The sequence below is a fragment of the Cedecea davisae genome (genome assembly GCF_044095835.1).
GTDB lineage: Bacteria > Pseudomonadota > Gammaproteobacteria > Enterobacterales > Enterobacteriaceae > Cedecea > Cedecea davisae.
Genome location: NZ_CP172054.1, coordinates 2764536 through 2782235, shown reverse-complemented (window position 1 = coordinate 2782235; position 17700 = coordinate 2764536). Strand labels below are relative to the sequence as shown.

Here is a 17700-nt window from a genome sequence, read left to right as displayed (position 1 = left end):
GTCTCCTTAACGGTGGCCGTAGGCGCGAGGGCGCGTGTAGTAGTCGATAAGCGGCACGGTAATATTGCCAAGCAGCACCGCAAACGCCACGCCGTCCGGGTAGCCGCCGTAAGTGCGGATAAGCCACACCAGCAGGCCAACCAGCGCGCCAAAAATCAGGCGGCCACGGTTAGTTGTTGAGGCGGTAACCGGGTCGGTAAGAATAAAGAATGCGCCCAGCATGGTTGCGCCGGAGAACAGGTGTACCAGCGGAGAAACGCATTTCTCAGGAGCGATGAGCCAGCCCAGCGTGGAGCAAACCAGCAGAGCAATCAAGAAGCCCGCAGGAATATGCCAGCGAATCGTTCCGCGCCACAGCAGGAACAGGCCGCCCGCCAGATAAGCAAGGTTAACCCACTGCCAGCCCAGGCCCGCGAGCACGCCGCCAAAAATCGGAGCTTGCAGCAGCTGTTCGGCGGAATGCCCTGCGTGCAGGCCGGTTTTAAAGGTATCGAGCGGCGTAGCCTGGCTAATGCCGTCCACGCCCATACGCAGCTTGTCCATGGTGTCGCCGGCGGCGGTAGCACCGTGGAAAATCACCTGCAGGCTGTCAACGAAACCCGGCACCGTAGCGGCAATCGACTGCGGAGGCAGCCAGGAGGTCATCTGTACCGGGAAGGCTATCAGCAGCACAACATAGCCAATCATCGCCGGGTTGAAAGGGTTATTGCCCAGGCCGCCGTACAGCTGTTTGGCGATAATAATCGCAAATACCATGCCCAGCACCACCATCCACCACGGCGCAAGGGGAGGAATACTGATGCCCAACAGCAGCCCGGTGAGCAGGGCGGAGTTATCCCCGAGATGGCTTTGCAGCGATTTTTTGCGCAGGCGAAGCACCAATGCTTCTGCGGCCATGGCGCTGGCTATCCCGAGCGCGACCTGAACCAGCGTTCCCCAGCCAAACCAGTACCACTGCATCGCGATGCCGGGCAGGGCGGCGAGGGAAACCAGCATCATAATCCGCGCCGTGCTGCGCTGGTTATGGGTAAACGGGGAGCTTGCGATTTTAAAAACCATTTATTCCTCTGGAGACATCTGAGCGGCTTTGCGTGCCTGTACTCGGGCGATCGCCGCAGCCACCGCGGCTTTGCGTGGATCTTGTTCTTTTTCAGCCGGTTCAGACTGCTCCGACTCGGCTTTCTGAGCCGCTTTACGTGCTTTAGCGCGGGCAATTGCGGCCTCAACGGCAGCTTTACGCGGGTCTACCGGAGTAGCCTGAACGACCGCTTCTTGCTCAACTGGCGCGGCTGCCTGAGCCGCTTTACGTGCTTTAGCTCGGGCGATAGCGGCTTCAACGGCGGCTTTACGCGGATCTGCCTCCGCGTTGGCAGGAGCTTCCGTCTGCTGAGCTTTCTCCGCCTGGCGCGCGCGCGCTTCGGCTTTACGTGCTTCGCGAGCGGCTATGACTTCGCTATTGTCCGGCACGCTTCCAGCTTTAACGATAATGGGCTCTTCGCTGGCCTGCGCTTTTTTGCTTTTCACGCGGGCAAGTGCAGCCTGAATAGCATCGTTGTCCTTCGCCGTTGGCTGAACTGCGGCGCTTTTATGGCGCTCAAGGCGGGCGGCCTTCTCGCGCTCAAGCCTTGCCTGACGGGCTTCAAAGCGCGCTTTCGCTTCAACGGTGCGCTTAGCCTCAAGCTCAATCTCGCGGATCTCGGCTTTTTCCTGGCGGAAGTATTGCACCAGCGGAATATTACTCGGGCAAACATAGGCGCAGGCGCCGCATTCGATGCAGTCCGAGAGGTTATGCGCGGTTGCCTTGTCGTGCTGCTGGCCTTTGCTGAACCAATAAAGCTGCTGCGGCAGCAGATCGGCCGGGCAGGAGTCCGCGCAGGCGCTACAGCGAATACAGCCTTGCTCTTCCTGCTCTTCGCCCATTTCGCTTGCCGAAGGGGCAAGCAGGCAGTTGGTGATTTTTACCACCGGCACGTCAAGCCACGGCAGGGTGAAGCCCATCAGCGGCCCGCCCATTATCACCTTCTGCTCTTGTACCGGCCTGAAGCCCGCAAACTCCAGCAGATGATTAACCGGCGTGCCCAGGCGCGCCCATACGTTACCCGGCTGAGAGATGGACTCCCCGGTTAAAGTGACCACGCGTTCGGTAAGCGGCTCGCCGTCAATAACCGCGCGTTTTACCGCATAAGCCGTCCCGACGTTTTGCATCAGAATGCCGATATCCGACGAACGGCCGCCGTGTGGAACCTGCTTGCCGGTCAGGATCTGAGTCAGCTGTTTGGCGCCGCCGGACGGATATTTCGTTGGGATCACGCGTAACTGCATGTCATGGCTATTTGCCAGCACCGCACGCATCATCGAAATCGCCTGCGGCTTATTATCTTCGATGCCAATTAGAATGCGCTGCGGCTGCAATATATGGGCGAGAATGCGCACGCCTTCGACGATTTGCGCCGCGCAATCCTGCATTAGCCGGTCATCGGCGGTGATATAGGGTTCGCACTCAGCGGCGTTAATGATGAGCGTGTCGATCTTATCGCCGCCGCCCAGCAGCTTATTGCCGGTAGGAAAACCCGCGCCGCCCAGCCCGGCAACGCCGAACTGATGAATGCGTTCAATAAGCGCCTCGCGGCTCTGGCAGCGGTAGTCGCTCCAGCCGTCACGCTCAATCCAGAGGTCTTCACCGTCGGCATCGAGGATGACGCTTAACTCCTCGAGTGCGGAAGGGTGTGCCGTTGAGTGTGGGGCAATGGCTTTTATCGTACCGGAGGTTGGGGCATGTACTGGCAGCATTCTGCCGCGCCCGCGGGTCAGCGGCTGGCCGCGCAGCACGTAATCACCCGGCTTCACGCAAAGCTCGCCTTCAGGGCCGATGTGCTGTTTAAGCGGAATAACCAGCTGAGAGGGCAGAGGAACCTGGCGCAGCGGCGTGCCGTTGGACTGGGTTTTCATCTCCGGGGGATGAATGCCGCCGTCGAAATCCCAGATCCTGTCTTTTTTAAAGCGATTGAAAAAATTAAGCATGATTATCCGCCGGGATCATACGCACCGGGATGGTCTGCAAATCCCATTTCCAGCTTTCGGTAGTGGGGCTGACCGGACGCAGTTCAATGCAGCGGGTCGGGCAGGGGTCAACGCAGAGATTACAGCCGGTACACAGGTCGCTCACCACGGTATGCATCGCGCGGGTTGCCCCGACAATGGCGTCTACCGGGCAGGCCTGAATACATTTGGTGCAGCCGATGCAGTTAGCTTCGTCGATAATCGCCAGCATGCGCACCGGCTCCGCATCGGCGGCATCGCCGTCAATGGGCTGCGGGTCAACGTTTAGCGTAGCGGCAATCTTGAGCATCACGGCTTCACCGCCGGGCGCACAGAGGTTTATCTTCGCGCCCTGGTTTCCTACAGCTTCAGCATAAGGGCGGCAGCCGGGGTAGCCGCACTGGCCGCACTGGCTCTGCGGCAGCAGTTCGTCAATGCGGTCAACAATCGGATCTTCTTCAACCTGGAAGCGGCGCGAGGCATACCCGAGGATCACGCCAAACAGCAGGCCCATCAGCGTGACCGAAATAATAGCCATCCACAGCGTAGTCATCAGAACTTCACCAGACCGCTAAAGCCCATAAATGCAAGCGCCATCAGTCCGGCGGTAACCAGCGCAATGGCGTTGCCACGGAAAGGCGCGGGGATGTCGGCAACGACCATGCGTTCGCGGATGGCGGCAAATAGCACCATCACCAGCGAGAAACCCAACGCGGCGGAGAAGCCGTAAACGGCCGACTGCAGGAAGTCGTGCCCGAGGTTAATGTTGAGTAGCGCCACGCCGAGCACCGCGCAGTTGGTGGTGATAAGCGGCAGGAAGATACCCAGCAGACGGTAAAGCGCAGGGCTGGTTTTACGCACCACCATTTCGGTGAACTGCACCACCACCGCGATAACCAGAATAAAGGCCAGCGTGCGCAGGTAAATCAGGTCCAGCGGCACCAGGATAAATTCATCAATTATCCAGGCAAAAATTGAGGCGAGCGTCATCACGAAGGTGGTTGCCAGACCCATGCCGATGGCGCTTTCCAGTTTTTTGGAAACCCCCATAAACGGACACAGGCCAAGGAACTTCACCAACACGAAGTTATTGACCAGCACAGTACCAACAAAGAGCAGCAAGTAATCTGACATTATTCGACCTGAAACAAAAAAAGCCGCCTATTATCGACTAATCGAAGGGCGGCGACAACGGGCTATCTATAGGGTTATTACGGGTTAATGAAGGTCTGCTTTACGCGCCTGGAACGCTTCAAATAGGGCACCAGTAATGCCGCAGCCATCAGGGAAGGGAGCAGCAACTGTACCGCCACCTTGTCGCTTACCGGCGAGAATGCAAAAGATTTAATCGCCAGCAGTACGGTAAACAGTAGCCAAAGAACATAATGGCGGACCACGTTCTGGCGGCGTTTAAAGAAAGCGATAGTTAACCACAGCGTGTAGCCCCACATCGCCAGCGCGCAGCCGACGGAAAGGGCAAACAGCAGGGTCGTTTTGGCATCCGCATTGCCGAGGGCCTGGCGGGCCTCAGGGGAAAGAAGCAGCATCAGGAAGCTCGCCAGCGCTATGGAGCTGCTGAGTAACGACATTAATAGCCACGCCAGGGGCGCAAGCAGCCAGCCTGCAATACGAGGCGGTTGGGTCGTTGTCATATTTCCTCCCGATTTACCAATATGATGAATAAAGCGGGGGGATTATAAGGGATTTTGCCGCCATTGCTACCGGCAGGCGTTTACTGAACGTAACGCCAGACGGTTTTGGGGACACAGCCAAGGTCAAAAAGGCGGCCGCCGGAAGCGAGTTCTGCCCGGCGATGATCGGCCGCGCGGTACATACTAATGATTTCGCCGCTGTCGGTTAGCGTGTAATTGAGGTGGTCGAACAACTTTTCCAGACTGTCGGATGTGTTGATTTTACGAAACTTCATCAGGTAATCGAGGGTGCTCAGGGCGGTAGCATTTTCCATAAGTAGAGTAAGATTATAATTATCAGTTAACGGGAATGAGGGATAATAATCGCAAAAGGGGACAGAAACTTAGCGCTATTATTAAGCAACTGAACAATTAGGAGTTTTCTCTGCCGGAGCCAGGAAGATAGTGACGCAGGAGGCTAATTATCTTATTCATTTAATTTAATCTGACAGACTGTAGATCTTATTAGACATTGATATTAAGACCACAGCTAATATCAGGTTAATTAGCAATAATGGCTCTCAACCGGCCGGTAATTACGCAACGCGGTAACTTGCTGTTGTGGCAAGTCGGGGGATAAGGTGAAATGACGGAGTCCATTGACGAGAGGAAAACAAATGAGTGATACCATTCGTGTCGGGCTGATCGGTTACGGTTATGCCAGCAAAACTTTTCACGCGCCGCTTATCTCCGGTACGCCTGGAATGAGCCTCGCTGCGGTATCCAGTAGCGATGCCGATAAGGTTCACGCTGACTGGCCGGGAATGAAGGTTGTTTCAGACCCTCAGCATCTGTTTAACGACCCCAATATTGACCTCATTGTGGTTCCCACCCCGAATGATACCCACTTCCCGCTGGCAAAAGCGGCGCTGGAAGCGGGAAAACATGTCGTTGTCGACAAACCGTTCACCGTAACGTTGTCGCAGGCTCGCGAGCTGGATGCGCTGGCGAAAAATCTCGGCCTGCTGCTTTCGGTATTCCATAACCGCCGCTGGGACAGCGACTTCCTGACGGTGAAAAATCTGCTCGCCGACGGCACGCTGGGCGAAGTGGCCTATTTTGAATCTCATTTTGATCGTTACCGCCCCCAGGTTCGCAACCGCTGGCGCGAGCAGGCGGGCGTCGGGAGCGGTATCTGGTACGATTTGGGGCCGCACTTGCTTGACCAGGCGCTGAATCTGTTTGGCCTCCCGGTCAGCATGACGGTCGATCTCGCGCAGTTGCGGGCGGGCGCTCAGGCTACCGATTACTTCCACGCCGTGCTGGCTTACCCTCAGCGCCGCGTGGTGCTGCACGGAACCCTGCTGGCGGCGGCGGAAACGGCTCGCTACATCGTTCATGGTACGCGCGGGAGTTATATCAAATATGGGCTCGACCCTCAGGAAGACCGCCTCAAGGCCGGTGAGCGTCTGCCGCAGGAAGACTGGGGCTATGATATGCGAGACGGCGTGCTGACTCTGGCTCAGGGCGAGCTGATGGCCGAGCAAACCTTGTTGACTGTCCCCGGTAACTACCCGGCTTACTATGCAGGCATTCGCGATGCGCTGACCGGCAAAGGGGAAAACCCTGTTCCGGCCGCGCAGGCAATTCAGGTGATGGAGTTGATTGAACTGGGCATGGAGTCGGCGAAGAAACGCGCCACGCTGAACCTTTCCTGAGTAAAATCCCTCACCGCAGCGGTGAGGGATCTCCTCAATGCAGATTATTAAAGTTGTAGGTAAACGTCAGGCTGAATCGCCAGTCGCGACGGCTGCTGTCGCTGGGCAAATCGGCCAGCGGCCTTGCTGCTTCAACGGAAACAGAATAATGGCGGCTGTCGCCGACCGTGACGCCGGTAGCCACCGAGGCCAGACGCTGGTGCCGGAACCCCTGCTGGTTAAACCAGGTTTGGGCGGTATCCGCCACCACGTAAGGCTGCACCGTGTTAAGCCATACGCCTTTCTCCAGATTATGCAGATAGCGCAGTTCAACCTGCCCGCCGTAGCCGTAGTCACCGCTTGCCTCGCCGTCCGGGTAGCCTCGCCCGTAGCGCTGGGCGCCAAAGCTCACGCGCTCTGCTTCCGGTAAATTATTGTTCGACCAGTCACCCTCCAGCGAAGTGCTTAACTTCCAGCGCTCGGCCACCATCCAGGCAGCATCGCCGTTGGCTTTCCAGCGGGTGAAATTGAGATTAGTGCCTGAGCCCGGTGTGGTGCTTGCGCCGAATCCGTCGATGCCTTTGCGCAGCGTCAGGCGTGTGCTCCAGTTTGTTTTCTCATATTCCCGGTAGCCCCAGGCCGAAAACTCGGCTGCCGGGTAGCGCGTCCGCTGGCTGACGGAAGGTAAGTCGATACTATTTTCGAACCTGCTGGCCCGCAGGGCGTAATCGTCGCGCTTATCTATATAATCCAGCCCGCCGCTGACGGAAAATTGTTTTTTACGCTCCAGCAGCAGCGGATAGCTGAAGGCAATCCCGCCGGTGTACTGCGTGGTTTTTTCCCGTGCTTCAATGGCAATGTCCTGCGGCAGATACAGCAGCGGCGTAAAGTCGCGCGGGTCTTCGCGGTAGAAACTGCCCTTGAGCTGCATCAGCAGGCCGTTATCGGTGAGGTATTGCTGATAGTTTGCGCCGAAATAGGTTTTGCGGGTGCCGTTATCCAGCGGGATAAGCGTTGCCAGCCCCAGCTGATCGCCGTAGCTGGTGAGATTGCTCAGAGTGCCGTTCACCAGCGCCAGGTTAGATCCTTTGCGCGTATCGATGGTGGAAGAGAGATCCCATATATGCGGCTGCGTGGCATCGATTTTCATATCTGCCGCGCCGTAAATATTATTCGGTAGGGCGGCATTAGCCTCAACTTTAGTGGCCGGAGTACGCTGCATCAGCAGGCTGTAGCGGTCGAAGGTGGCCTGGCTGAGCGGCTTCTCCTCCATCATCAGCGCCGAAAGGCGGCTTAAACGCTCGCTGGTGCTGGTATTGTCGCTGTTGATATTGCTGTGGGCGATATAGCCCTCAACCAGCACAATGCGCACCGTGCCGTCATGAAAATTATCGCTCGGTAAATAAGCATACGAGAGCGGGAGGCCATCCTGCTGATAGCGCTGAGTGATGCCGTTTGTCAGCGCCAGCAACTGCGAGAGCGGAACGGTTTTGCCTACCAAAGGGCGAAAGGGTTCAACCAGCGAGTCCAGCGGGTAGCGGGTACCGCCGATAAACTGCAAATGCTTTACCGTCACCGGCGTTTGCGGCGTCAGCTGTGGGGCCGGAGGGGCAACACTGACCTGAGGCGTTTTTTGCCCGACCGGGGGAAGCGCAACGGGGCGCGCCGCTTTGGCGGGGTTATTGGGGTCGATAAGCGTGGGGGACATGTCAGCAAAGCTGATGCTCAGCGTTGCTCCGTACAGCAGCAGAATACCCAGACGATTGTCCATAGTGAGCTCCCTTAACTGCGCAGCGAATCAAATGCTGTGAAAAAAGTGCTCCCGCCGTTACCACGGGAGCACATGTGCCATATTAAGCACTATTTACTTTTCAGAAGACCGCCGACCGCTCCGGTAAGCCCGGTTTGCTGGCCTGTTCCGTTATTGGTTGTGCCTGCGCTGGCGTTGACGTTAGTGGTTAGCGACGAGGTCAGGCCGGTGACGGTAGTGCCGAGGTTGGTGACCAACCCGTTACCGCCGATGCCGAGCGAGCCGGAAGCGCCCGCCGATACCGAACCTGAACCGCTGCCGCTACTGCCGGTTTGCACCGGTTTTACCAGCGCGCCGCTGTCCGTAACGGCCTGCCCGGTGTTCTGAACGACTTGCCCAACGCCGCTAAGTGAAGGGTTGCTGCCGCTGATATTTGAGCCAATGCCGCTCACTGCGCCACCTGCCGACGTCAGGATATTGTTAACCGGCGTGCCGAGCCCGGTTGCGCCGCCTACGGCCTGAGTGGCTTTTTGAGTGTCGGCGAGCGTAGTGTTAACAAGACCGGTAGCGCCGGTTGTCAGATTGGCGACGCCCGGGCTTTGTACGGTTTGCGTCAATGCATTACCCGCGCCGGTAACCACTTTGCCCGTGGTATCCACCAGGCCGCCCGCTGCGCCGGTTAAACCACCGGCTGGAGTATTCGCCGTGCTACTGGCAAGGTTAGTGCCGATAGCCGAAACGGTAGTTCCCAGCCCTGAAACCGCGTTAGTTGAACCGGACAGAGTTGTGCCGAGACCGTTCGGGTTATTGGCGTTACCCAGCCCGGTAACCAGCCCGTTGCTGACGGTTGAAACCGCGCTGCCGGTTCCGCCGACGGCAACCGCTACGGTTGAGGTCACCGGATTATTAACCGGAAGTTGAGAGGCTACTCCGGTAAGCGTGCTGCCCACGCCGCCGGTTGCCCCGCCGACATCTTTAATCACGTTATTTCCGGCGCTGTTGGCAACGGTTGTACCGCCACCGCCTGTTCCACCGCCGCCAGTACCTCCTCCGGTGCCTCCGCCAGAGCCGCCGCCACCTGTTCCACCACCGGTTCCGCCCCCTGAGCCTCCACCGCCGGTTCCTGTTCCGCCTGAACCCGATCCGTCTCCGCCTGAACCAGAGCCACCCCCGCCGTTATTTGCGGTATCTGTCCCGCCGGCGTTGGTGCCGGTCGCCCCGGCCGTTTTCGCCGTATTGTGCGAACTTCCGCCCCCGCCGCTACAGGCGGACAGGGAGAATGCAAGCAGTACCGCCATCGCAATAGCGCTGAGGCGGCCAATGTTATTTGAGCGCATAGCAATACTCCACTATTAGCACGCCGGACGGCGTAATAATAAGTGTATGGCTTATTTCACGCATCGCCACACGGTAGGCAATTTAATATGAATTTAAATTTCTAAATGAGAGCTATATCTTCTTTATTTATTGGTCTGGGTAAAGATAATGTATTAATTCTCAATGTTATCAATTGTTTGATTTTTTACCATGAGGTCAAAATTTATTTATTTAAATCACCTTGATTTAATCTAATGTGCGTTATTAGAGTGGTTTTAAATTAAGCGCTACTGCATTCATACTTTAGTTGTAGTTGTGCTAAAAACTTAGCGTTTCGTTTTTCAGTAAAAATAGAACGAGAAGGTAAATAATTTTTCGATGGTTATGAAATTGTTAACTCGCCAGCGCGGCAAAATTGTTGCAAAGTAACGGACTGGTTCGTTTTGGTAAGGAAAGGAACAACAATGGGTTGGTTGCAAAAACTAAAAATTGATAATTTTTTGCTGATAATGATTGCTGTAGTTGTGGTTGCTTCGCTGTTTCCCTGCGAGGGGATAGTGAAAACCGGGTTTGAGTATCTGACGACTTTTGCGATTGCGCTTCTGTTCTTCATGCACGGCGCCAAGCTCTCCCGTGAGGCGATTATGGCGGGAATGGGGCACTGGAAACTGCATTTAGTCGTGTTTCTCAGCACATTTGCGCTGTTCCCTCTGCTGGGGCTGGCAATGGGCTTTCTCTCTCCGGCCATTCTTAGCCAGCCGCTGTATATGGGCTTCCTTTATCTCTGTGCGCTCCCGGCGACGGTTCAGTCGGCAATCGCCTTTACTTCCGTTGCGGGCGGGAATGTAGCTGCAGCGGTTTGCAGCGCCTCTGCCTCCAGCATTCTCGGCATCTTCCTTTCGCCGGTCCTGGTCGGCGCGTTAATGCAAACTCAGGAAGGCTCCACCGATACGCTGCATGCCATCGGTAAAATCATCATGCAGCTGATGGTGCCGTTTGTTATCGGCCACCTTTCTCGTCCGCTTATCGGTAAATGGGTGGATCGCCATAAGAAACTTATCGGCCTGACCGACCGGTCGTCCATCCTGCTGGTGGTTTATGTCGCCTTTAGCGAGGCGGTAGTTGAAGGTATCTGGCATCAGGTAAACGGCTTCTCGCTGCTGATGGTTCTTATCTGCTCTCTGGTATTGCTGGCGATTGTGCTGGTGGTAAATACCCTGGCGGCGCGGCTGCTCGGCTTTAATACTGCGGATGAAATCACCATCGTTTTCTGCGGCTCGAAGAAGAGCCTGGCAAACGGCGTGCCGATGGCAAACGTCCTGTTTCCCGCAAGCGCGGTGGGGATGATGGTGCTGCCGCTGATGATCTTCCACCAGGTACAGCTGATGATCTGCGCGGTGCTGGCCCAGCGCTATGCGCGTAAAACTGCCGCAGAAAAACGGCAGCTGGAATCAGCGTCCTGACGCCAGCCGCCGCATAGCGTTAAGCGGCGCGAACCTTAGCGGTTAGCGCCTGCTTTTCAGCTTCGCTGAGGAAGGCAATCTTCAGGCCATTCTCCTGCGCGGTGCGAATATGCGCCGCGCTTAGGCCAGCCTGCGGAGCCGCCACGGTATATTCATGAATAATATCGATACCCTGAACCGCCGGATCGTCGGTATTCAGGGTCGCCAGCACGCCGTGATCGAGGAAAGTTATCAGCGGGTGCTTCTCCAGCGTTGCAACGGTGCTGGTCTGAATATTGGAGGTCAGGCAGGATTCGATGCCGATTTTATGCTCGGCGAGGAAGTCCATCAGCGCCGGATCTTCAACCGCTTTGACGCCGTGGCCGATGCGCTCTGCGCCCAGCTCGCGAATCGCCTGCCAGATGCTTTCCGGGCCTGCGGCTTCGCCCGCGTGAACGGTAATGCGCCATCCTGCGTCACGCGCACGGTTAAAGTGATTCAGGAACAGGCTTCCCGGGAACCCCAGTTCGTCACCCGCCAGGTCCAGGGCGGTAATGCTGTCGCGGTGGGCGAGCAGGGCATTCAGCTCGGCTTCGCACGCGGCTTCGCCGAAGGTGCGGCTCATAATACCGATCAGGCGGGCTTCAACCCCGAAATCACGGCAGCCCTGGCGAACGCCTTCGATAACCGCTTCTACAACGCCCGCTACCGGCAGGTTATGGCTCATCGCCATATAGCCCGGCGAGAAACGCAGCTCGACGTAATGCAGGCCGTTGCGGGCGGCATCTTCAATGTTTTCCCAGGCAACGCGGCGGCAGGCGTCCAGGTCGCCAAGCACTTTCACGCCCCAGTCCAGTTTTTGCAGGAAGCTCACCAGATCCGGTGCGGTTTCAACTACCTGAACGTGTGGACGCAGGGCTTCGAGGGTATTGGCAGGTAAAGATAAGTTAAACTGGCGGCCGAGATCGAGGATGGTTTGCGCACGAATATTGCCATCGAGGTGGCGGTGCAAATCGGTTAACGGCAGGGTGGTATCAATCATGGTCGCACTCTTTTTTTGATTAAAGTGCGGCGTATTATAACATAGGTCAGTAAGCTGTTAAAATCATTGATAAATATATGAACTTAAAAGGAGAAAGGGGCATCCAGGTGACATTTAGCCTAACTTCTCGTTCAGCATCTTTATCTGATCCACGTCCTTATCGCTCATCCATTTCGAGTACACGCGATACACCATCGACGCGTCCGTGTGGCCCATCTGGCTGGCTATGAAAGAAGGTATTGCCCCGGCGGACAGCGACCAACACGCATATGTATGCCTGGACTGGTAGGGAACTCGTGAACGAACGCCGGCTTTCTTCAATCCGGTTTGCCAGCTGTACCGTAAGGCGTTCTTTGAGTAATAGGGGTTAGGGTCTGCCGAACGCTGCATCGGTCTGAACACAAACTTAATGACCTGTTGCTCAGTATTGGAAAACTCTCTGTGATGGAAAGTTATCTCCGTAGCCTGATCTCTAAAGGTTAACTCACGCTGCGCGGTCAGCGCGTCTATTGCTGGCTGGAGAAGCGTTATCGTTCGTTCGCCCGCACTGGTCTTCGGTGGCCCGAACTGATCGTAATTGTTCAGGTTCCTGCGGACGTGAATTTTCCCGGCCTCCAGGTCAACATCATCCCAAGAAAGGGCACAAAGCTCGCCGTGGCGCATGCCAGTGTATATGGCTACCTTCCACAGGTTCACGACCGATTTGGGTAGCCTGGCCATCAGTAATGAAAATTCATCCTGGCTAAGAGGGTCCGGTGCCTTTTTTGACAGCCGGAGAGATACGATATTTTCGAATGGACTGTGGGTGATTAGCTGGCTGACTTTGGCGAAACGCAGCATTGCGCAAAGCACACGAATTTGCTCGTTTACCGTCGCGGGCGCGCGCCCAGTTTTATTCAGGTGAGGGCGCTTTTCGTTGATAACGGAGCCCATCAATAACGACCGTCGATACCTTCACGTTATGCAATTGCTACTTCAGAGGAGCTGGTTGCGGGGCAATGACAGTCACCGCCAAACAACCAGATGGAAAGGGTGGTACCGCATTAACTCTTGCTGAGTACAGCGATAAAATCCACGAGTAAACCTCCCAATTTCACAGCACAACCCGGCCACTGAGCCGGGTTTTTTATTGGAAAAATTATGGCTACCCAACCAACTAATAACGCAGTACCAAGCGAATCCCCGCGCGACCTGAAGTTTAATGCCTGTAAAAACGACGAGTTCGTTACATCTCATGGTTGGACTTATACCGATCGCTTTGGTGACAAGCACTACACTATTGAGGGGATCAACTATCTTGCTCAGCAGGTGATGAATGCATTCGGCTATACAACGCTGACGGGTGTATCTTTCACAACCGGCGCAACAGTTTCAAACCCCAACGAAGTGCTTTTTAACGAAGCAAATAATGAATATTACAAGTGGACAGGTTCATTTTCCGCAGGAGCTAAGGTGGTTCCTGCAAACTCAACACCTGAATCTACTGGAGGTATTGGGGCTGGGAAGTGGCTAAGTGTTGGCGACGTGGTTTATGTTGTCTCAGCGGCAAGTACATCAATTGAAGATATTCATTATGGTGGCGGCCATTTTCAGGCAGTAAGGAAACAATCGCTCGTTGATGATGGTGGTGTCACCATTGTGCCCTCAAGTGGTTTGCTTGAGTAGATCGTGGCTCCCCATGTTTGACTTGGTTTGGTGTGCGGCCGAACAGTGGCATTGATGATCAGGCAGAGATAGAAAAGGCAGCAGCTTATGGAAAAAACAAGAGCGTAACACTTAAAGTTCGCGCAGGGGTTATTCAGTTTAGTAAAAGTATACCTGTGTATTCTCGAAGTGGATGCATTGGCCTTGGTAAACAAAAAAGTATTTTTGAAAAAATTACTAATACCCAATTCAAGATATCATCAGGAGCTGAATTTGATGCTCTGGCGTTAGCCATTCCAGATGCATATGATCCTGATGGTACCAGTGAATCATCATATTGTATTTTTGCTACGCTTTCCGGCCTGTCACTTCGACGAGGAGGAGTATCTGGACGCGAAAATGCTCCAGCGTAAGGCTTTTGGTGCCAAAAAATAGCTGCATCATTAGTCAAAGATGCACGGTTTGAATGCGGCAACTTCGGTTTTTGAGGGGAGGATTGCTGGTCAAACATTTTTGAATCAGTTCAGTTTTTAGGTTTTTCTGTTGGGCAATGCTGTGGTTTCAGCTTGAGTAAATACAGGAATGGTATATATCCCTTATCAGGGACTAGCAATATAATTAATTTAGTTCAGGTTGCAAATTATCAGCTTGGGTTTCTTACAGCATCACAGCAGTACACGACAATGCCGTGCTGTACGGCTGATGGAATATTTCCAATGACAGGGGCGAGTGAGACAACATCGCCAGCTTATACATTTTATAATCCTCATAATATAATCTTGAATTCATGTGCATCAGAAGGCGCTATGGATGCGCAAATAATAATAGCCATAGCTGACTTAGCCATTTATAGCGGGAGTATGGTTATTTATTCGTATATGGGGGTTATCGCTCAAAAGAACCCTCCTGTAAGTATAAACGTCTTTTCAATATCAAGTGATTTTGCTAAAAGACTATCCGTGATTTTTAATGCGGGGAATCTGGTTGTTGATGGAGCACTTACCAATCTTCACGTTGGGTTTATTGATGGGGACAATTGCTATGTAACTACTGTGGGGACTCGTCTTGACGCCCCCCAAACAGAAAATGGAGCACATTTCAAAGCGCTGTGATTAGTAAGCTGGTTTTGCAAGTTGCAGAGCTAGCTTAGATAACTTTATAGCCTTAGCGTCAAATGCTTTATAGAAAATGTTTGACGCTAAGTATATCAGCGTAGTAGTAATTAACGATGCGACTAATGATGCTTCAAAATATCCAAAAAATACCGATGTGGCATTAAATATATACGGAGCGGCAAGGTACATAATTGGCAAGTGAATTAAGTATACAGAAAAAGACACTCGGCCTAGATAAACGAAAGGTTTAATGCTAAATAAATTGGATAGCATATCATTTTTGATGATGGCAGTGACCAGGAGGATACCGGAGAAAGCGCAGAAAAGGTAGTATGCATTAGTCATTTCACCAAATACTGGATAAGAGATAAGACTGATTGCGTATGCATATGCAGAAGACCCGTAATGAACCCCGCCAAAATAAATCCCAATTAACACCATGATGATTGAAAATGGTGTGTTTATTTTAAATCTTGTATTGTGCAGTATTGTTCCTGCCATGAAGCAGATGTAGCTATATTTCTCTGTTTGAGAAATGGGAAGCATGAAAATCACAAACGAAAATGCAAGGGCAATCTGATTTTTTCTCTCAATTTTGCTCGCTACTGCGCAGTAAAAAAATATAATTAGCGATCCAACGAACTCTATTTTCATAGTCCATAAAACAGGATTGTATGCAGACCCACCACGAAAGAACGTTTCTAACAAACCAGAATATATTGAACCAGAAAGTGATGCATCGAATTTACCATAGCTTGAAATCCATGCAGATAGCTTTGATGTGTCAACCGTAGAGTATTTGATAACGAGGAAAGAAAGCACACATGAAGCAACTACCGGGATAGCCAGTCTAAAATATCTTCTTATGGTCATTGTTGAAACAGCAAGTAGAATATCACTATTCTTCATAACGCCGTAGGTCAGAACGTACCCACTCAAAACAAAGAAGATGAATACAGCTGCTGTTCCTGAATAGAAAAAAGGCAATGGACTGTTGAATATAAATGATTCCACTTGGTTAGTGATTAGCTCCTTTTCATGAACGCCTGGATAGAAAACCAGAGCAAGGTGAGACAATACAACCATCAGGCATGCAACGCCTCTAACACCTTCAATGTGAAGTAGCTTATCTTTCATTCTAATCCCGTAAAATAATGGTTCTGAAAACTTTTGCAAGTTTAACACGCTATGACCTCAGATCGAGATGATGGTGCATACATGGGACAAAAAATTAGCGCAAAACAACTCAAAACCGGTGAAGGTGAGAGGCGGCTCTGCTGGGGTGATGTTTTACAAGAGGGATTTTAGGGGAAAAGATGGGGACATATACTGAGAAAGGGGCATGAATAGGGGCATAGAAATGTCAGCTAATTATTAGCTGTATCTGATTGAAATGATGACTATTTGCTGATTTTGAAAGAGATTTTTGAATCGTGTTATAAAGTGCGGCGTATTATAAAAAGAAACCGGGGGCAATTGCTATGGTTGTGAGAACTTTGTTGCGCAAACGTCCCTGTTGCGGTTCAGAAGATAAAAACTACTTCAGCGAAAGCTTGTAACCAAGATGGCTGGCTTCGAAACCCAGCTTTTCATAAAAGCGATGCGCATCGGTTCGTGTTTTATCCGTCGTCAACTGGACGAGGTGACAGCCTTTTTCTTTGCATTGCTCGATGGCCCAGGCAAACATTTTTTTGCCAAAACCGGTGCCTCTTTGCGAGCGGGCGATACGCACGGCTTCAATTTGGGCGCGCCATGCGCCTTTACGCGCTAACCCCTGTATGAAAGTTAGCTGCAATGTTCCGATGATTTCATCCCCGGATACGGCCACGGCGAGCAGCTGATTCGGATCGGCATTGATGGCATGGAAGGCTTCAAGGTAACGCGGGTCCGTAGGTGTACTGGGATCTTCTCTCAGGCGGCCCAGCACGTCGTCGGCCAGAAGGGTGATGATGGCGGAAACATCGGCAAGCTGTGCTTTGCGAAATATTATCTCTGTCATTAAATGGCTTCCGTCGGCGGGGAGAGGGGAAATATCTAAGCCTGCGAATATTACCATAGCCCGCCTTGGGAATTGGTTAATGTTTGTTCTCAAATGTGTTTATTTGTAGAGGTATCTCGATGAAAACTAAAGCTCATCCAGGCTGGTTTAGCTAAATGCTCCCCGGAGAAATATTGCAGAGTCTAATTCTGCGGGGAGATTTTTTATTTAATTGCGCAGGTTGCTATAAAGGTTGGCATATAGCGCTCTATTAAAAACCTTGGGTTGGGCTGCTGGTCTTCATAAAATCCGCATAACCTGAAACCTGCCGCGAGCTGGCCTCCAATTTGCTGATTTAGCGAATGACCAAAGATCAGCGCTTCTCCGCGTTTTTGCTTTGCGGCTAATTCATCCGCCTGGAGATCTTTTATGTCGGAATAAGGCAGGCTAAAGCGGGGGCGAATGATCCCTTGCTCAGCGTATTCCGCCGCCCGGTCGCCGATAAAAACGACCGGATTGAAGAAGCTGGATAATAACTTCCCTCCACTGGCTAATATTCGGTAGCAGCCCTGCCATACGGGGCGTATGTCCGGCACGTATTGGTTGGATATCGGGTGAATTATATAGTCGAAGCTTTCGGCCCCGAAGGTAGACAGGTCGCACATATCACCTTCAATCAGAGTAAGCGTTAAGCCGTCTCTTTCGGCGACGTATCGGTCTTTTTCAAGCTGGCCTCTGGACAGGTCAAAAACCGTCACTTCTGCGCCCGCTGCCGCCAGGACCGGTGCCTGCTGGCCGCCCGCAGAAGCGAGGCAGAGAATACGTTTCCCCAGCACGTCCGGGAGCCAGTCGGCAGGTAGCTTGCCCGGCGTAAGATGGATTTGCCATTCGCCACGGCGGGCGCGGGCAATAATTTCCTGGCTAACGGGCTGCGACCATTCGGCCTGCTGCCGGGCAAGCGTGTCCCAGGCGGTACGATTATGTTCGAGCAAATCGGCATGTTTTGTATAAGTATCAGGCATCTTATTTTCCTTTTAAATTGAAA

General features: G+C 53.1%; 18 protein-coding genes. 5 read left to right on the top strand and 13 right to left on the bottom strand.

Features of this window, described 5'->3' with window-relative positions:
• Nucleotides 1-6 precede the first annotated feature (6 nt).
• The 6 genes from rsxD to ydgT all read right to left on the bottom strand — a co-directional run bounded on the left by rsxD (nt 7) and on the right by ydgT (nt 4987).
• Nucleotides 7-1059, bottom strand: coding sequence for an electron transport complex subunit RsxD (gene rsxD, locus ACG1VR_RS13270; RefSeq protein WP_016536129.1), 1053 nt, complete (start codon nt 1057-1059; stop codon nt 7-9).
• Entirely contained in the window at nt 1060-3021 is a 1962-nt protein-coding gene (rsxC, locus tag ACG1VR_RS13265; protein ID WP_395489032.1) for an electron transport complex subunit RsxC, read from the bottom strand.
• Entirely contained in the window at nt 3014-3592 is a 579-nt protein-coding gene (rsxB, locus tag ACG1VR_RS13260; RefSeq protein ID WP_016536131.1) for an electron transport complex subunit RsxB, read from the bottom strand. Before rsxB ends, rsxC begins: the two co-directional genes overlap by 8 nt.
• Nucleotides 3592-4173, bottom strand: coding sequence for an electron transport complex subunit RsxA (gene rsxA / locus ACG1VR_RS13255; protein ID WP_016536132.1), 582 nt, complete (start codon nt 4171-4173; stop codon nt 3592-3594). Before rsxA ends, rsxB begins: the two co-directional genes overlap by 1 nt.
• Before the next feature lie 77 nt (nt 4174-4250).
• The gene (locus ACG1VR_RS13250; protein ID WP_395489031.1) at nt 4251-4691 is read right to left on the bottom strand and encodes a DUF2569 domain-containing protein; all 441 of its coding nucleotides are present in this window, start codon (nt 4689-4691) and stop codon (nt 4251-4253) included.
• Nucleotides 4692-4771: 80 nt separating this feature from the next.
• Entirely contained in the window at nt 4772-4987 is a 216-nt protein-coding gene (gene ydgT, locus ACG1VR_RS13245; RefSeq protein WP_039899250.1) for a transcription modulator YdgT, read from the bottom strand.
• 360 nt (nt 4988-5347) lie between these two features.
• Between ydgT and ACG1VR_RS13240 the strand changes: the two genes are divergently transcribed.
• Nucleotides 5348-6388, top strand: a complete 1041-nt coding sequence (locus tag ACG1VR_RS13240; protein ID WP_016536135.1) for an oxidoreductase — start codon at nt 5348-5350, stop codon at nt 6386-6388.
• Nucleotides 6389-6422: 34 nt separating this feature from the next.
• On the opposite strand, the gene ACG1VR_RS13235 is transcribed toward ACG1VR_RS13240, so the two are convergent.
• Together ACG1VR_RS13235 and ACG1VR_RS13230 are read right to left on the bottom strand one after the other, a co-directional pair.
• Nucleotides 6423-8138 carry a ShlB/FhaC/HecB family hemolysin secretion/activation protein gene (locus tag ACG1VR_RS13235; protein ID WP_395489030.1) on the bottom strand — a complete coding sequence of 572 codons (1716 nt, stop codon included), beginning with the start codon at nt 8136-8138 and terminating at the stop codon, nt 6423-6425.
• Between the two features lie 89 nt (nt 8139-8227).
• Entirely contained in the window at nt 8228-9454 is a 1227-nt protein-coding gene (locus ACG1VR_RS13230; protein ID WP_395489029.1) for a collagen-like triple helix repeat-containing protein, read from the bottom strand.
• Between the two features lie 444 nt (nt 9455-9898).
• Between ACG1VR_RS13230 and ACG1VR_RS13225 the strand changes: the two genes are divergently transcribed.
• On the top strand, nt 9899-10897 hold the full coding sequence (locus ACG1VR_RS13225; protein WP_016536142.1) for a bile acid:sodium symporter family protein: 999 nt from the start codon (nt 9899-9901) through the stop codon (nt 10895-10897).
• Nucleotides 10898-10916: 19 nt separating this feature from the next.
• On the opposite strand, the gene add is transcribed toward ACG1VR_RS13225, so the two are convergent.
• The gene (gene add, locus ACG1VR_RS13220) at nt 10917-11918 is read right to left on the bottom strand and encodes an adenosine deaminase (RefSeq protein WP_395489028.1); all 1002 of its coding nucleotides are present in this window, start codon (nt 11916-11918) and stop codon (nt 10917-10919) included.
• 114 nt (nt 11919-12032) lie between these two features.
• Nucleotides 12033-12851: a tyrosine-type recombinase/integrase gene (locus ACG1VR_RS13215; RefSeq protein WP_395489027.1), complete on the bottom strand. Its 819-nt coding sequence runs from the start codon at nt 12849-12851 to the stop codon at nt 12033-12035.
• A gap of 207 nt (nt 12852-13058) precedes the next feature.
• Between ACG1VR_RS13215 and ACG1VR_RS13210 the strand changes: the two genes are divergently transcribed.
• From ACG1VR_RS13210 to ACG1VR_RS13200, 3 genes are all read left to right on the top strand, one after another.
• Entirely contained in the window at nt 13059-13583 is a 525-nt protein-coding gene (locus ACG1VR_RS13210; protein ID WP_395489026.1) for a hypothetical protein, read from the top strand.
• 17 nt (nt 13584-13600) lie between these two features.
• Nucleotides 13601-13975 carry a hypothetical protein gene (locus ACG1VR_RS13205; protein WP_395489025.1) on the top strand — a complete coding sequence of 125 codons (375 nt, stop codon included), beginning with the start codon at nt 13601-13603 and terminating at the stop codon, nt 13973-13975.
• A gap of 393 nt (nt 13976-14368) precedes the next feature.
• Nucleotides 14369-14674 (top strand): hypothetical protein, encoded by a 306-nt coding sequence (locus ACG1VR_RS13200; RefSeq protein ID WP_395489024.1) that lies wholly within the window; start codon nt 14369-14371, stop codon nt 14672-14674.
• On the opposite strand, the gene ACG1VR_RS13195 is transcribed toward ACG1VR_RS13200, so the two are convergent.
• From ACG1VR_RS13195 to ACG1VR_RS13185, 3 genes are all read right to left on the bottom strand, one after another.
• Complete coding sequence (locus ACG1VR_RS13195) at nt 14675-15814, bottom strand: acyltransferase family protein (RefSeq protein WP_395489023.1); 1140 nt, start codon at nt 15812-15814, stop codon at nt 14675-14677.
• Between the two features lie 400 nt (nt 15815-16214).
• Nucleotides 16215-16676, bottom strand: coding sequence for a GNAT family N-acetyltransferase (locus ACG1VR_RS13190; RefSeq protein ID WP_395489022.1), 462 nt, complete (start codon nt 16674-16676; stop codon nt 16215-16217).
• Between the two features lie 203 nt (nt 16677-16879).
• Nucleotides 16880-17677 (bottom strand): class I SAM-dependent methyltransferase, encoded by a 798-nt coding sequence (locus ACG1VR_RS13185; RefSeq protein WP_395489021.1) that lies wholly within the window; start codon nt 17675-17677, stop codon nt 16880-16882.
• Between the last annotated feature and the right edge of the window lie 23 nt (nt 17678-17700).

What these genes read in the sequence shown, in the direction of transcription:
- rsxA (WP_016536132.1), bottom strand. Translation starts at nt 4,173, where the DNA reads ATGTCAGATTACTTGCTGCTCTTTGTTGGTACTGTGCTGGTCAATAAC.
- ACG1VR_RS13200 (WP_395489024.1), top strand. Translation starts at nt 14,369, where the DNA reads ATGGATGCGCAAATAATAATAGCCATAGCTGACTTAGCCATTTATAGC.
- rsxB (WP_016536131.1), bottom strand. Translation starts at nt 3,592, where the DNA reads ATGACTACGCTGTGGATGGCTATTATTTCGGTCACGCTGATGGGCCTG.
- ACG1VR_RS13210 (WP_395489026.1), top strand. Translation starts at nt 13,059, where the DNA reads ATGGCTACCCAACCAACTAATAACGCAGTACCAAGCGAATCCCCGCGC.
- ACG1VR_RS13215 (WP_395489027.1), bottom strand. Translation starts at nt 12,851, where the DNA reads ATGGGCTCCGTTATCAACGAAAAGCGCCCTCACCTGAATAAAACTGGG.
- ACG1VR_RS13235 (WP_395489030.1), bottom strand. Translation starts at nt 8,138, where the DNA reads ATGGACAATCGTCTGGGTATTCTGCTGCTGTACGGAGCAACGCTGAGC.
- ACG1VR_RS13190 (WP_395489022.1), bottom strand. Translation starts at nt 16,676, where the DNA reads ATGACAGAGATAATATTTCGCAAAGCACAGCTTGCCGATGTTTCCGCC.
- ACG1VR_RS13225 (WP_016536142.1), top strand. Translation starts at nt 9,899, where the DNA reads ATGGGTTGGTTGCAAAAACTAAAAATTGATAATTTTTTGCTGATAATG.
- ACG1VR_RS13230 (WP_395489029.1), bottom strand. Translation starts at nt 9,454, where the DNA reads ATGCGCTCAAATAACATTGGCCGCCTCAGCGCTATTGCGATGGCGGTA.
- ACG1VR_RS13185 (WP_395489021.1), bottom strand. Translation starts at nt 17,677, where the DNA reads ATGCCTGATACTTATACAAAACATGCCGATTTGCTCGAACATAATCGT.
- rsxD (WP_016536129.1), bottom strand. Translation starts at nt 1,059, where the DNA reads ATGGTTTTTAAAATCGCAAGCTCCCCGTTTACCCATAACCAGCGCAGC.
- ACG1VR_RS13240 (WP_016536135.1), top strand. Translation starts at nt 5,348, where the DNA reads ATGAGTGATACCATTCGTGTCGGGCTGATCGGTTACGGTTATGCCAGC.
- ACG1VR_RS13250 (WP_395489031.1), bottom strand. Translation starts at nt 4,691, where the DNA reads ATGACAACGACCCAACCGCCTCGTATTGCAGGCTGGCTGCTTGCGCCC.
- rsxC (WP_395489032.1), bottom strand. Translation starts at nt 3,021, where the DNA reads ATGCTTAATTTTTTCAATCGCTTTAAAAAAGACAGGATCTGGGATTTC.
- ACG1VR_RS13195 (WP_395489023.1), bottom strand. Translation starts at nt 15,814, where the DNA reads ATGAAAGATAAGCTACTTCACATTGAAGGTGTTAGAGGCGTTGCATGC.
- add (WP_395489028.1), bottom strand. Translation starts at nt 11,918, where the DNA reads ATGATTGATACCACCCTGCCGTTAACCGATTTGCACCGCCACCTCGAT.